Origin of the sequence: Pyrococcus kukulkanii (genome assembly GCF_041647995.1) — an archaeon.
Taxonomy (GTDB): domain Archaea; phylum Methanobacteriota_B; class Thermococci; order Thermococcales; family Thermococcaceae; genus Pyrococcus.
The window spans coordinates 154,371-170,131 of sequence record NZ_JARRIB010000002.1 but is presented as its reverse complement, the minus strand read 5'-3'; the positions used below and the strand labels follow the sequence as shown (position 1 = coordinate 170,131).

The following is a 15,761-nucleotide window of genomic DNA, read 5'->3' as shown; positions in this document are numbered from 1 at the left end:
TGGGTTAGTTCTTAGTAGGTGGTGCCTATGCTACCGAAGAAGTACGACCCTAACGAGATAGAGCCTAAGTGGCAGAAGTACTGGCTCGAGGAGAAGGTATACAAGTACAGGTTAGACGAGAACAGGCCGAGCTATGCAATAGACACACCCCCACCCTTCACGAGCGGAACCCTGCATTTGGGACATGTACTGAGTCACACCTGGATAGATATAATCGCGAGGTACAAGAGGATGAGGGGCTACAACGTTCTCTTTCCCCAAGGCTTCGACAACCACGGGCTTCCAACCGAGTTAAAGGTTGAGAAGGAGTTCGGGATAACAAAGGATCAGCCCGAGGAGTTCCTGAAGAAGTGCGTTGAGTGGACCTGGCAGGCAATTGAAGCTATGAGGAACCAGTTCATAAGGATAGGCTACTCAGCTGACTGGGATCTTGAGTACCACACCATGGACGACGAGTACAAGGCCACAGTACAATACACTTTGCTCAAGTTCTACGAGAAGGGACTACTTTACAGGGAGGAGCACCCCGTTTACTGGTGCCCCAAGTGCAGGACCTCCCTTGCTAAGGCCGAGGTAGGCTATGTTGAGGAGGAGGGCTACCTATACTACATAAAGCTTCCCTTGGCTGACGGTTCCGGCTACATCCCGATAGCGACCACGAGGCCAGAGCTAATGCCTGCATGTGTTGCAGTATTCGTCCATCCGGACGATGAGAGGTACAAGCACTTAGTGGGGAAGAAGGTTAGGCTACCGATCTTCGAGAGGGAGGTTCCAATTCTAGCGGATGAGGACGTGGATCCGAACTTCGGGACTGGAGCGGTGTACAATTGTACCTATGGTGATGAGCAGGATATAGTCTGGCAAAAGAGGTACAACCTTCCCGTGATAATCGCGATCAACGAGGATGGGACGATGAACGAGAAGGCCGGGCCCTACGCTGGGCTTAAGGTCGAGGAGGCGAGGAAGAAAATAGCAGAAGACCTCGAGAAGATGGGTCTTCTCTACAAGAAGGAGAAGATAAGGCACAGAGTCCTTAGGCACACGGAAAGGAGCTCATGCATGGCCCCGATTGAGCTGTTGCCCAAGAAGCAGTGGTTCATAAAGGTGAAGGACTTTACCGATGAGATCGTGAAGGTAGCGAAGGAGATCAACTGGTACCCCGAGGACATGTTCCTCCGATTAAAGGACTGGGCCGAGAGCATGGACTGGGACTGGGTGATAAGCAGGCAGAGGGTATTCGGGACTCCGTTCCCGTTCTGGGTGTGCAAGAACGGTCATATAGTTCCGGCTAGGGAGGAAGATCTTCCCGTAGACCCCAGGTTCGACAAGCCCCCGGTGGAGAGGTGCCCTGTCTGTGGAGCAGAATTAGAGCCAGTGACAGATGTACTCGACTGCTGGGTTGACTCCAGCATAACCCCGCTGATAATCACCAAGTGGTACGATGCGATTAAGGGGGATGAGGAGGCGAAGAAGTGGTTCAAGCACAACTTCCCAGCAGCGTTAAGGCCCCAGGGAACCGACATAATTAGGACGTGGGCCTTCTACACGATATACAGGACGTACAAGCTTACCGGGGAGAAGCCATGGAAAGATATAGTGATCAACGGAATGGTTGCCGGGCCGGACGGGAGGAAGATGAGCAAGAGCTACGGGAATGTAGTAGCTCCAGACGAGGTTATTCCAAAGTACGGTGCAGATGCTCTAAGGCTGTGGACTGCTTTAGCCCCTCCAGGGGAGGATCATCCGTTCAAGTGGGAGACGGTCGATTACAACTTCAGGTTTTTGCAGAAGGTCTGGAACATCTACCGCTTTGCCGAGAGGCATATCAAGGGCTTCGAGTACGAGAAGTACAAGGATTTGGAGCTTGAACCCCTCGACAGGTGGATACTCTCGAGGCTGCACAGGCTGATAAAGTTCGCCACGGAGGAGCTGGAGAGGTACAGGTTCAACCTGATAACCAGGGAGCTCATGACATTCATATGGCACGAGGTTGCTGACGATTACATAGAGATGGTAAAGTACAGGCTGTACGGGGAGGACGAGGAGAGCAAGGTGAAGGCTAAAGTGGCATTGTACGAGCTGCTGTGGAACCTATTGTTGCTGCTAGCCCCCTTCGTCCCGCATATAACAGAAGAGCTCTACCACCACTTATTCAAGGACAAGGTCAAGGTCAAGAGCGTCCACTTACTGGAGTGGCCAGAGTACAGCGAGGAGAGGATAGACGAGGAGGCTGAGAGGGTTGGAGAGCTGGCTAGGAAGATCGTTAGCGAGATGAGGAAGTACAAGAACTCCCACGGGTTGCCATTGAACGCAAAGCTCGAGCACGTGGCAATCTACGCGACCGAGAGCTACGAGCTCGTTAAGCTGATAGAGAGGGACATAAAGGGAACGATGAACATCGAGAGGCTTGAGGTCGTGAAGGGGGAGCCCCAGCTCGAGGAGAGGGTCGTGGAGATAAAGCCGAACTTCAAGAGGGTGGGGCCGAGGTACGGGAAGCTCGTTCCGAAGATTGCCGAGTACTTGAGGGAGAATGCGGATGATATCGCGAGGGAGCTGAAGGAGAAGGGTAAGGTGGAGTTCGAGGTCGGTGGAACGAGGGTGGAGCTGGGCAGGGAGGATGTAGTGCTTAGAAAGGCTGTGTTCAGCGAGGGAGAGGAGGTTGAGACGGCCGTCGTGGATGATGTTGTCATTCTGTTCTTCTAACCTTAATTTTAATTTTTGGACAACCGTTTACCGTTTAATTTTTAAGGCTTCCCACTTATCGTAATTACCGGATGGAACATGAGGACATTAATAATAATTCCCGCTTACAATGAGGAATTAACTATTGGATCAGTTGTTACCTTGGCTAAGAAGTATGGTGATGTTCTCGTAGTTGATGATGGATCAATCGATAGGACTTCTGACATCGCTAAAAAAGCTGGGGCCATCACCCTTAGGCACGAGGCTAATAAGGGGAAGGGCCAGGCCCTAAAGACGGGTTTCAGATATGCGTTGGAGAATAATTATGATGCCGTTGTTTGTTTGGATGCCGACGGTCAGCACGACCCCGACGAGATCCCCCTACTTCTAAAACCCATCCTGAACGGTGAGGCCGACATGGTCATAGGATCGAGGTACTTAAACGGTGCCCACAAGAACATCCCCCTGTACAGGAGGCTGGGGCTCTGGGTTCTTAACAAGACAACGGCCCTCGCATCTGGGGCTAAAATCACCGATTCGCAGAGCGGGTTTAGGGCCCTGAACAGGAAAGCCCTAGAGAACTTGGAGCTGAGTGCCGATGGGTACCATGTCGAGAGCGAGATGATCCATAAGCTGTCCGAGAAGGGCCTGAGGATCGTGGAGGTTCCAATAAACGTCCGCTATGACGTTCCAAACAGGCACAAAAAGCATCCAGTAACCCATGGAGTTAGCGTGCTGACGAATATCGTTAGCATGATTGGGTACAAGAGACCCCTTTTACTGTTTGGGGTCTTGAGCCTGATATCCTTTATCATAGCTGGGATCTTGGGGTATTTAGGGCTGAAACCCTATTACAACGGTGGGAGGGTTTACTTAACCCAGACTATAGGGGCGGGGATATTTACTATAATCGGGATCCAACTTTTTATCGCGGGATTGACGTTGAATGCACTTGCAAAGATAGTGAAAGGTGGTTAGAATGAAGATCTCCGTCCTCGGTCTAGGATACATAGGTCTACCAACTGCACTCCTGTTTGCGGCAAGTGGGCATGAAGTAATAGGAGTCGACGTTAACGAAGAAAAAGTCAAAATGCTTAACTCTGGTCAGTTACCATTTCAAGAGCCTGGGCTTAAGGAACTCTTTGAAAAAGCTCGAAGCAACTTTAGGGCAAGCACCAAAGTTGAAGAGTCCGATGTCTTTTTGATCGCCGTTCCAACTCCTCTAGATGAACACACTAAGGCAGCCGATCTCAAATACGTCAAATCAGCTGCAGAAATGATATGGCCCCACCTTCAGAAGGGTAATCTGGTCATCCTTGAATCAACTGTTCCCCCCAGAACAACTGAACGGATTCTTGTTCCAATATTAGAAAAAAGTGGGCTAAGGGCAGGCACCGATTTCTATGTTGCCCACTGTCCGGAACGTGCCATTCCTGGGAGAACTCTCTATGAGATGGTTCACAATGATAGGATAATAGGAGGTATAACCCGCAAATCCGCGGAGCTTGCTAAAAAGCTCTACTCTTCGTTCGTTAAGGGCAACATTTACTTGACAGACGCTACTACTGCAGAGTTCGTAAAGTTAATCGAGAATACCTATCGAGATGTCAATATCGCCCTAGTCAACGAACTCGCCAAGATTGCAGAAGAGTATGAAATTAACATCTGGGAGGCCATTGAGCTTGCTAATAGGCATCCGAGGGTCAACCTTCACAAGCCTGGCCCTGGCGTGGGTGGGCACTGCATAGCAATTGACCCATGGTTCGTTATCCAAGACTCATCCAATGGAAAAATGATAGCACTTGCTAGGCACATAAACGATACGATGCCCAACTATGTCCTTCGTAAGATTCAAGAAATGCTGAAAGATGTAAAGTATCCGACGATTACGGTTCTTGGGGTTGCATACAAGGGGAACGTCGATGATGCTAGAGAAACGCCTGCACTGAGGTTCATTAAGCTTGCGGAGAACGCTGGGTTCAAGGTTAAAGTTCATGACCCATTCGTTAAGGAGTTTGATTATCCCCTCCTAAGCCTTGAGGAGGCCGTTAAGGACAGCGATTGTCTGGTTGTCATCACCGACCACGATGTTTTTAAATTCCTTGACCCAGAGAGCATAGGAAAACTCATGAGACGCAGATACGTGTTTGACGCCCGCAATATCCTTGATCACGAGAGATGGCACAAGGCAGGCTTTATAGTAAAGGTGCTCGGAAATGGTAAGGAAAACCTATGATATCTGGGCAGACATTTCAAACACACCTCAAGTCCACGTAATCGCTGCGCTGATCAGAGAGCTTAGGGGATACTCCATTTACGTGACCGGTTTTAATAGAGGTGAAACTTCACAATTGATACGGATGTACGGGCTCGATGGTGAAGTTTTTGGTTCAGACAGATATAACCCGCTTATGAAGTCCTTATCATTCGCGGGAAGGACATTTAGGCTACTTTACAAAGCGCCCAGGGCAAAACTCCTCCTGAGCTTTGAAAACGCCATGCCACTCCCTGCAGGAAAGTTAAGAGGAATGAAGATTGTTCTGATGCTGGACAATGATCTTAAGTTCATTGGAAAGAAGCCTCTCTTTCAGAGAATCGAGTCAAGAATAAAGAAGCTGGCTGACGTCGTTCTCGTTCCAGAAGCCGCAGGGGAGACCTTCAGGAGTTATTTCGGAGATAAGATCATTACCTATCCGGGCTACAAGGAGCACATATACATAGCGGACTTCACTCCAGACCCCAGCTTTATCGAGAAAAGTGGCATCCCCTTTAAGGAATACGTAGTGTTAAGGCCTGAATCGTTGACATCCCTCTATGTCCTCCACGGGGAATCCCTAGTGCCTGAGTTACTCAAACTTTTTGAAAGAGAGAGCATAAACGTCGTGTACCTGCCCAGAAATGAAGAGGAGAGAAGGCTAGCAAACGGTTTCAGCAACGTTTACATCCCCCCAAAAGCGCTCGATGGGTTGAATTTGATTTACCATTCAAAGGCAACCCTTACAGGCTCGGGAACAATGGCGAGGGAGGCGGCAGTAATGGGTGTGCCCGCGGTGTCATTCTTCCCGGGTCAGAGGTTGCTCGCCGTGGATAGGGATTTAGTTGAGAGGGGAAAGATGCTCCACTCAAGAGAGCCGGGAGAGATTGTGGAGTACGTTATCGAGAATTGGAATAAAAAATGGAAAAGAGAGTTTGAAAGAGCAAAACAGGTTAAGGAACAGGTAATTAATCTGATAATAGCTGTAATTGGGGATTGAGATGAGTAAACAGATGTTTTTCGACTCTCTTAGCTCACTATACTCTTGGGTGAAGAAGGAGAAATACTTGGGTTGGGATCCCTATGATGGACTCAGTGGCAAGATATCCGGAAAGTTTGCGAATAAGAGGATATTGAACATTGCAGTGATCCAGTTAAATCTCTATTCACCTCTAAATCTCCGTCCATTCTTTGGAATACAAAAGGGGTGTGCGAATAAAGCTCTCGCTTTATTTTCGAGGGGATATCTCTATCTCTATGCTATAACTGACCGTGAAGAATTCAAGATTGAAGCCAAAACCCTTCTAAAAGCGTTGGAAAGTCAAAACATTAGTAATAGTATCAACAAATTCTCCTGTGCTAGCTACTATTTTCCATATATTGCCCCAAAACATTATCTCTCCCACTCCCTACCCGATATAATCTGCGTAACTGAGTCATTGAAGTCATTCCTTGTTGCTTATGAGATTTTAGGCAAGAAAAAATACTTCATTCTTGCCCGTAAGGGTATGAGATTCCTGCTGGATGAGCTTTTGGAGAAATCTAATGATACTGCCTACTTCAAGTACACCCCAGAGGAGAAAGGCAAAATAGTCTTTAATGTTTCAGCACTTGCGCTTGAAACAATTTCCTCTTTCTTAAAATACAGTCCTGATTATACTCTCATCGATATTGGAGAGGAAGCTATAAAACTCCTGATTAACCATCAAAGGGATGATGGTGCGTGGCCATATTCTCTATATGCCGACTCAGGGGTTTATTACTGGCAGATTGATTACCATCAGGGGTTTATAATTGATGGACTTGTTTCGTTTTTGCCTTACATCACGGAGGAGAACCTAAGGAATAGAACTCTAGAAGCCATAGAAAAGGGCGTAGATTTTTATATGAACCGTCAGTTCTCTCCCGAGGGATGGTCTTATTATAGGTATCCCATAAAGTATCCGATTGATATCCACAATCAAGCCCAGGGAATAATAACCTTCTCAAAGCTCTACAAAGCATTTAAAAATCCCAAATATTTAGAGTTTGCCGAGAAGATAGCGGGATGGACAATTAAAAATATGCAAGACCCAGCTGGATATTTTTACGCCCACAGATGGCTCGGATTCGTTAACAAGATTCCATACATGAGATGGGCGCAGGCGTGGATGATGCTTGCATTGGCTACGCTGATATCCATGGGGGGACAGGGTAATGAAAGTTCTCATGGTTGGGCCCATTGAAAAGGCTGGAGGTGTCTCAACTCACACCAAAGAACTGACAAAAGCCCTCAGAAAGTTAGGGGTCGAAGTGGAAGTTTACAATATAAGCCCTGAGAGGGAGTATCCTCATATAATTTCTGATATTGTTAAACTGTACAAGAGAACTATTGGACTGTCCTTTAAACTTATTAAGTCACACAAGGATTTGGATATAGTTCACATTCAAGCCTCAGGCCCTCTTGGAGGATTCATCCCAGCAATTAGTGCTACTTTTTTAAAGAAGTTTTTCAAGTTTCCATTGATAGTTACTTTTCACTACTCTAACACTCCGTTGTTTGCCAAAAAACATAAACATATTTTGTCCTCTGTGCTTAGAGGTTCTGATGTATTTATAGTTGTGTCCTCACGCCAAAAATCCGCAATATTAAAAGCAGTTAAAAAATATGATGAGAAAATTATAGTTGTGCCCAATGGATACAATCCGGGAAGGTTACCCAGTATTCCTAAAGATGAAGCCAGAAAAATGCTTGGGTTAAATCCAAATGATAGGGTTTTGTTGAACGTTGCGCTACTTTTAGAGAAAAAAGGACAAAGATATCTTATTGACGCTATGGATATCATCGTCAACAGATACAACAGGACAGATGTTAGATGCTTTATAGTCGGAAAAGGACCTCTTAGAGACAAGTTACAAAAACAAATAAACAGACTTGGTCTTCAAAATCATGTTAAACTGTTAGGCTTTGTCCCAGATGACCAGCTTGCTCTCTGGATGAACGCCGCCGATCTCTTCGTCCTGCCGAGTTTGAGCGAGGGGAACCCCACGGTGATGTTCGAGGCTTTAGGCGTTGGTTTACCGTTCGTTGGGACTGCCGTTGGCGGTGTCCCCGAGATAATAACCTCCAAAGATTACGGTCTACTCTGCCCTCCAGCAGACCCTGAGTGCCTTGCGGAGAAAATTTTAATAGCCCTTGAAAAGGAGTGGGACAGGGAGAAGATAAGAAAGTACGCGGAACAGTTCACATGGGAGAAGATTGCAAAACAAACACTTGAAGTGTACAAAAAGTTGCTTGGGTGATCATTGTGGCAAAACAGTCAAATTTGAATAGTGTAACTCTCTATTTAATAAAACAAAAGCCATTTACAGAAGACTTTCCAGCATGGCCTGAAACAATGGGGGTATACAATAAGTATTTACCCAGGTTAGGATATAATATATGGTGGATTGCACCCTCCCCAGAGGTCCAGGAGCCCACAATAAAAAAATGGGAAAATGTAAACCTGTATTTGATACCCTTTAATGCATCTTCTCTGATATCAGAATTAATGAGTCTAATTAGATTTGCAATTGAAAGTTTTAAGTTTCTCTCGCAACAGCTTAAACAAAAAAAGAATGAAAAAGTAATTCTTCAAGTTAGAGACACAATAGAAGGCGTTGTCGTGGCAATACTTCTCAAAAAGAAGTATTCCAATGTTCCAATAGTCCTTAATTATTCATTCCTGTTCTATGAAGGGGTGGCAGACGCATTTAAGGAAAAACGCGTTGGAATCTTGAGGTTATTGTATTGGTGGTTTTTTTATAAGATACTCCTCTACCGTTTAATGCGACATTTTGATTTGATCTTACCAATAAGCCGGGAGATGAAAATAAAGTTCGCAAGAGAACTCGGGATCCCCGAGGATAAACAGATTACATTGCCTCTCGGGTTTGATCCGGACGTTTTTTATCCTCCATCAAAAGAGAAGAGGAGAAATCTACGCAAGCTGTTAGGATTCGATGAAAATGATGTTATTATCCTTTATCCCGGGAGCATAAGCAGGTCTCGCCGAGTCAGCAGATTCGTTAAAGCATTGACTCCTGTACTGAAAAAATACAAGAACTTAAAACTCGTATTGGTTGGAAGGGGGGATGAGGTAGAAGAGATAAAGAAATATGCCGAAGATAACAATATCGCAAACAAGAACAAGATAATAATTACTGGATGGGTGTCCCCTAAAGAAATTGTAAAATACTATCAAATTAGCGATATTGGGATTTCTCTCATAAAACCGAACCAAGCACATTTAGTCTCTTCGCCATGTAAACTCTTTGAGTACCTTGGAACTGGACTTGCAGTTGTTGCAAACTCTGAGATACCCGAGCAAAAACGGGTGGTATCTGGATCGAAAGGAGGTATATTAGTTGGATGGGAGTCAATACCGACTTCGCTGTCAGGTATAGTGGAGCACTTGATGTTGTCTCCGAAGGATAGAAAGAAAATGGGATTCTTTGGGTACAAGCACGTACTGAAGAATAGGTCATTTAAGAAGCATTCGGAAAGAGTGAACCGCGCATACAGACAACTACTTGAAAAGGGTGAAGACACATGAAACGAACCCATCTAATCCTGACATCGCTGTTAGTATTCCTAATTGATCTAACCTACATTCTACATCTCCCCAAGTTCTCGTATTCAATCAACGGCCCGAACATACTAAAAGCCGTTCCTGTTATTCACTGGGTATTGCTGATTCTGTCCTCTTACCTTCTCGTCGCCTCCCTAAATCTAAACCGAAGGGGTAAATGGTTCTTGGTCATCATTGGACTTATGTATGGGGCACTATTTTACATAACGAACCTTTATTTTGTCGTTCCTTATGAACAAACAGACATCTGGCCATCTACTGCAATTGAGTTCCTGCTTTCATCTGGAAGAATAACACATGAAGCCCTCTCAGTCCACTCGCTCTCGTATCTATCTTATCCGGTTTCATTCATCTTGGAAATATCCATGATGCTGATTGGGGGAATAGGCAAAATCTCCATCTACACGGTTGGACTGTTCGTGTTTTTGGGAGCTTTTTATGTCGGATTAATTCTGTACTATTACAAAAAGGACAGAGACACAAAATTCGCAATTCTATCCTTGGCGACGTATATTGTGCTCTCCTTCTACGTTATCAACGACCAAGTTGCCCCTCAAACCCTTGCACTTGCATTCCTTCCCTACCTCTACAGATTAACCTTTGACTACATAGAAGGTGAGCAACCACTAAAGGTTCTCGCCCTTATCCTGATTCTCTGGTTCGCGCTGGTCTTTACTCACCCATTCATGTTCCTGTTTTATATCCTTCCCGTCCTAGGGGTTGTAGTGTATAACAGGGTTATCCTTAAACAGCCGGGAATAAAGGACTCAACGATTGGGATAATGGTCTCTACTTGGGGATTCGGGTTCGTGTATCTGTTTTACAACCTACTCTCAGCACCTATTAAAGTATTTATTGAAAGCTGGGGAAAGGTTCAGGGTGAGACCTGGTGGGTGTTTGCAAACTTTTTTAGAAAATCCGGAGCCCTCGGACCGATAAAATACACTCCTCACCCCCATTACGAGCTGGTTCCTAAATGGATAGTCGAGACTCAAGCATGGATATTGAGGATTATTCTGATTTTGTTGGGAGGGATCATTTTGTATTCGTTTATTTTAGAGTTAAAACGTGCCATCACTTCAGGAAAGCTATCTCACCAGCTCGTGTTTGACATCTCCGTGATGATGTCAAGTGGGCTTCTGTTCGTGATTGGATTGATAACAACCTTCCTTGGACAGAGGGTGTTTCAGGTTGTGTTTATACCGCTTTCGAGATATATACCCAGCTTCAAAGCAAAAAAGGCCATAAGGTGTATTCTAATGGTGATTTTGATAATGGCTCCAGTGGCATATACATTCAACGTTATGACCAACTTAACAGTTGGATCCCAAGTGTTCATAGAAGATAAACAACTATTAACAGGAGGATATTTTGTCGACCGCTATTTACCCCCACACTCAAGAGTCCTACAAGCAAGAGAGCTTTACCCAAGTAGATATGACATTGCTAAAGTATCCATTCTGAGGAAAATTACATATAATACTAACGTTAATTACATCATGTACAGTCCCAAGGGCATGCACTATGCACGTTATCTTGGATTGAAACTTAGAGAGAACATTTTTTATCAGAATGATGTTATTTACACTAGTCATGCTATCAAGATACTAAAAACTAGGTGGTAGATATGTCACAAAACAAGAGAAATCTCGCAATAATTTTGACAGAAAAGTATTCAGATAGTGCTATAGAGTCAAACATTATATTTAAAATTCTAACTCGATTCAAAAGATTCATAGAGTTAGCGTTGGTGCATTTTGTATTACAGAGATATAGACGGCAGTATGATAATGTAATTGTGTACTGTAACAGCTTGGACGTAAAAGAGTATCTTAGACAAAGATACGGTATTAATGCGCGTCTTTTAGACTACATGTCCCTAATTCCATCACACAGAAAAGAGAGAATACTCAACTCAGCATTGGATCTCCGTTTAAAACTCGAAACTAAAGCAAAGGAATATGAGTTTCTCGATATTGTACAACCAGTTGCGATATATAAGTACTATATCAAAAACGAGATATTAACTAGAAATATCATCAATAAGAACATTTCGAAAATAGTACTTCAAAATAGATTTTCAGAAGAAGCTATAATAGTCATGTCAAAAAGAAACAAAAATCAGGAAGTTGAGTTTATAGAACCCTCTTGGTATCAATCTATAAAACAAATCATATTATTTTTTGCTCCAGTATTATTATACTTATTAAGGGAGCAATATAAAAGATGGAGTGTATATAGGATAACTTTTAACCATAAGAACAAAAAAAACAGAGCAATAAATATCCTTTTGGTCGTTTCTGCAAATATAAACTATCTTAAAGCAACTTGGCCTATAGTAGATAAACTAACTAAAATGGGGCATGTTTCGGATATATATCTTTTAGGAGATAAGCAGATTATAACTCAACTGGTTCCATATAGGGTCGAAACTATTTTTGAACCAAAATTTAAAATAAAATCACTTATCAAAGCCTGGAAAACATACAATTTAGTGCTACATACACAGAAAATTCCTCAAAAAAGCTTACATTGGATAGCGCCACTTAGAAAACTCCCATTATGGACATTATCTCAGACTCTACTAGATCTAACAATTGGGCGTGGAGTCTCCGAGAAAGTTTATTACCACACTAGTCCCAAAATAGTTATTGTTGGAGACGATCGCGCAGCACATATAAGAATGTTCGTAAGAATGGCCAAAAAATTAAAAATTCCTGTTATAGAAGTGCAACATGGAATATATCGCAAAGACGTACCGACGGGAATCCCAATATCTGATAAGATTTTAGTTTGGGGTGAGATATTCAGACAAGTGCTGAGCTATTGGGGTGCTACTAGAGATCAAATTGAGATTATTGGAAATCCAATATATGACAAAAAATTCCCCAAAAATAACATTTCATACCATAAGCAAAATTCATTTTCGTTTACAATAACATTTGCCACCCAACCCGGGTACCTAGAGATAAACAAAGCTATTATACAAAGAATCTGCAACGCGATTAGTGACTTCAAACTGCCAGTTAAATTTATTATTAAACCTCACCCTAGAGAAAACATTTCAGTATATAATAAGATATTATCAAAATACAACAAAATATTATCAAATAACTCTTTAATACGTCTAGAAACTACAAGGAAAGAGCTACATGAGGTGTTGAAATGTACGGACATTCTAATAACAATAACTTCTACAGCTGGTATCGAGGCATTATTGTATGAAATTCCCATTATCTCATTGGCGCCTATAGTAGGAGAAGATAATCCTTTTGGGGAATATGCGATTTCTATTAATAACCTTGAAGAGCTCAAAAAGAAAATTAAGGATATGGTATTGAATTATAAAAAATACAAAAAAAAGATAATAAATCATCATAAAAAATTTATAAGGGATTATTTTTACAAACTTGATGGACAAGCTAGTGAAAGGGGTGCAAAAATCGTGTTATCTCTAGTCAGCAGTATACGGAGGGATATATAAATGGACATATTAGCCGTTATACCTGCCCGCGGGGGTTCCAAAGGCATACGAAGAAAAAATCTCCGCTTATTAGGAGGAAAACCATTGATTTATTATCAGATCCAGAATGCTTTACAGAGCAAGTACATAACGGATGTTGTGATAACCTCCGATGACGAAGATATACTGGAATACGCCTCAAATTTCCCAGTTTATCTCAGGAAGCGGCCTCCCGAATTAGCATTGGATAATATAACGTTAGATCCAGTAATTTGGGATGCTACAATTTATATGGAAAACATGCTAAACAAGCAGTATGACGTAGTTGTAACTCTTCAGCCTACATCCCCCCTGCTAAAGCCAAAGACATTAGATAGAGCTATTGAAAAATTCATTTCTGAAAATTTGGACACCTTAGTTCCCGTGATAGATGCTACTCATTTATACTGGAAAGAAGAGGGCACCAAAATTGTCCCAGATTACAAAGAGAGATTAAACCGACAATGGCTTCCTAAAAAATACAAAGAGACGGGAGCATTTTTAATAACAAAACGAGAATTCATAACAAAGGATTCCAGATTTGGTAGAAATATTGGAATTTTTATTTTGGACGAGATTGAAGGTTTAGACATAGACACACCTATAGACTGGCTTATTGCTGAAACATTCCTGCGTAGGTTAAAAATCCTGTTTGTGGTTAACGGAAATGAAAAAATTGGTATGGGGCACATTTATAGAACGTTAACTCTTGCGGACAGATTTATTGGTCACGAGGTTCTTTTCTTAACTTATGAAAGCAATGAGCAGGCAATAAAAGTGATACACGATGCAGGGTATCAGGTTATTGTCACCTCGAAGGATAATCTCATTAAAAGAATTGCAGAGATACATCCCGATATTGTAATAAACGATATCCTTGATACAGATTTTGGGTATATCAAAAAGTTAAAGGAGCTTGGAGTTTTTGTAGTCAATTTTGAGGATCTTGGTGAAGGTGCCGATGAGGCACATTTAGTCTTTAATGCTTTATATGAAAAAACTAATCCAAACCCCAATCACAGATTTGGTTATGAGTACGAATGTTTAAACGAGAAATTCTACTTATATTCCCCGATAGAATTTAGGGATCCCCCAAAAACATTATTCATAAGTTTTGGAGGTGTGGATCAAAATAATTTAACATGCAAAGTTTTGCAGCTTGTACCGGAAATTTTCTCAGAGACATCAATAGAAAGAGTGATCACGGTAATAGGGCCAGGGTACTCCCATAAGGCGGAACTAATAACATTATTAAATAGGTTAAATACCTGGAAGGAGCATATTGAAGTACATCAAAATGTCAAAAACATGCCTAGATTAATGAGAAGAGCAGACATTGCAATAACGTCTAATGGCCGGACTATCTATGAACTAACAGCTATGGGGATTCCCACAATCAGCATTGCTCAGAATGATAGAGAAACTTTACATTTGTTTGCTCGATATCATAGAGGAATTAAATACCTCGGAATTGCTTGCACAGTAAATCAAGAAGATATATTAAACACTATTAAAGAAATCGCTAATGACTCATACTTAAGAAAAAGAATGTACTTGGCACAAATTGAGGCCTCTAAAGTTATAAGACAGGGGATTAACAGAGTTATCAACGAAATACTCTCCGAGTATTGGAGGTGGAAGAATGAGAGAGATCAAGCTTGGTAAAAGAGTTATCAAGAGAAACGAATTCGACTTGCCCTATATCATTGCAGAAGCTGGCGTAAACCATGAGGGAGACATCGAAAGAGCAAAACAAATGATTGAAGAGGTTGCCAGAGCCGGAGGAGATTCAATAAAGTTCCAAGTTTACAAAGCAGAAACCCTAGCATCAAAATACTCTCCAGCGTACTGGGATACAACAAAAGAGCCAACGAAGTCCCAATACGAGCTGTTCAAGAAGTATGACAAATTCTGGAAGAATGAGTTTGAGGAGCTAGCAGATTACGCCAAAGCATACAAAATTGACTTCCTCGCTACTCCCTTTGATATAGAGAGTGCTGACTTCTTAGAACCTCTGGTTCCGGCTTATAAGATAGCTTCTGCCGACATAACTAACAAACCATTCTTAAAGTACATCGCCAAGAAAGGAAAGCCGATTATACTTTCAACTGGTGCTTCAACGATTTCTGAAATTTGGAGAGCCATTGAATGGATCAAAGAAGAAGGAAACGATCAAATAATTCTTTTACATTGTGTTCTAAACTACCCAACAAAGTACGAAAATGCCAACCTTGGAGCCATTAAAAAAATGAGAGAATTATTTCCGGATTATATTATCGGTTACTCAGATCATACACTTCCGGAGCATGTTGATGAGGTTTTGATAACAGCATGGCTTTTAGGTGCTCAAGTTATTGAGAAACATTATACATGGAACAAGAGTTTGCCTGGAAATGACCACTATCATGCAATGGACTATCACGACTTAAAGAGAGTTATTGAAAAAATGAAGTTCATTAAGAGAATTATTGGAAAATTTGAAAAGCATTATCTACCAAGTGAAGAAGTCTCAAGAAAATATGCAAGAAGAAGCTTAGTTGCTAAAAGACACATTCCTAAGGGAAAGGTCATTGAGGAAGAGGATATTACGTGGAAAAGACCAGGAACAGGAATTCCACCATGGATGATTGACCATGTAATAGGAGGAATAGCCTTAGATGACATTGAAGAGGATGAGGTATTGACATTTAACAAGATCCAGTTTAAAAAGTAG

The 15,761-nt window shown here is 42.4% G+C and carries 11 protein-coding genes; all 11 read left to right on the top strand.

Annotated elements, in window-relative coordinates; genetic code table 11:
* The first annotated feature begins 27 nt into the window (after nucleotides 1-27).
* On the top strand, nucleotides 28-2,703 hold the full coding sequence (locus P8X24_RS04930; RefSeq protein WP_372914350.1) for a valine--tRNA ligase: 2,676 nt from the start codon (nucleotides 28-30) through the stop codon (nucleotides 2,701-2,703).
* 78 nt (nucleotides 2,704-2,781) lie between these two features.
* Nucleotides 2,782-3,660 (top strand): glycosyltransferase family 2 protein, encoded by an 879-nt coding sequence (locus P8X24_RS04925; RefSeq protein ID WP_372914349.1) that lies wholly within the window; start codon nucleotides 2,782-2,784, stop codon nucleotides 3,658-3,660.
* A gap of 1 nt (nucleotide 3,661) precedes the next feature.
* A complete protein-coding gene (locus tag P8X24_RS04920; protein ID WP_372914348.1) occupies nucleotides 3,662-4,918 on the top strand; it encodes a nucleotide sugar dehydrogenase in 1,257 nt (418 codons plus the stop codon).
* Nucleotides 4,899-5,936, top strand: coding sequence for a DUF354 domain-containing protein (locus P8X24_RS04915; protein ID WP_372914347.1), 1,038 nt, complete (start codon nucleotides 4,899-4,901; stop codon nucleotides 5,934-5,936). Before P8X24_RS04920 ends, P8X24_RS04915 begins: the two co-directional genes overlap by 20 nt.
* A gap of 49 nt (nucleotides 5,937-5,985) precedes the next feature.
* A complete protein-coding gene (locus P8X24_RS04910) occupies nucleotides 5,986-7,161 on the top strand; it encodes a hypothetical protein (protein WP_372914346.1) in 1,176 nt (391 codons plus the stop codon).
* Complete coding sequence (locus P8X24_RS04905) at nucleotides 7,133-8,218, top strand: glycosyltransferase family 4 protein (RefSeq protein ID WP_372914345.1); 1,086 nt, start codon at nucleotides 7,133-7,135, stop codon at nucleotides 8,216-8,218. The genes P8X24_RS04910 and P8X24_RS04905 overlap by 29 nt, the downstream gene beginning before the upstream one ends.
* 5 nt (nucleotides 8,219-8,223) lie before the next feature.
* Nucleotides 8,224-9,510, top strand: a complete 1,287-nt coding sequence (locus P8X24_RS04900) for a glycosyltransferase (protein WP_372914344.1) — start codon at nucleotides 8,224-8,226, stop codon at nucleotides 9,508-9,510.
* Nucleotides 9,507-11,171: a hypothetical protein gene (locus P8X24_RS04895; protein WP_372914343.1), complete on the top strand. Its 1,665-nt coding sequence runs from the start codon at nucleotides 9,507-9,509 to the stop codon at nucleotides 11,169-11,171. Before P8X24_RS04900 ends, P8X24_RS04895 begins: the two co-directional genes overlap by 4 nt.
* Before the next feature lie 188 nt (nucleotides 11,172-11,359).
* Entirely contained in the window at nucleotides 11,360-13,030 is a 1,671-nt protein-coding gene (locus tag P8X24_RS04890) for a hypothetical protein (protein WP_372914342.1), read from the top strand.
* Nucleotides 13,031-14,713, top strand: a complete 1,683-nt coding sequence (locus tag P8X24_RS04885) for a cytidylyltransferase domain-containing protein (RefSeq protein WP_372914341.1) — start codon at nucleotides 13,031-13,033, stop codon at nucleotides 14,711-14,713.
* Nucleotides 14,691-15,761, top strand: coding sequence for an N-acetylneuraminate synthase family protein (locus tag P8X24_RS04880; RefSeq protein ID WP_372914340.1), 1,071 nt, complete (start codon nucleotides 14,691-14,693; stop codon nucleotides 15,759-15,761). Before P8X24_RS04885 ends, P8X24_RS04880 begins: the two co-directional genes overlap by 23 nt.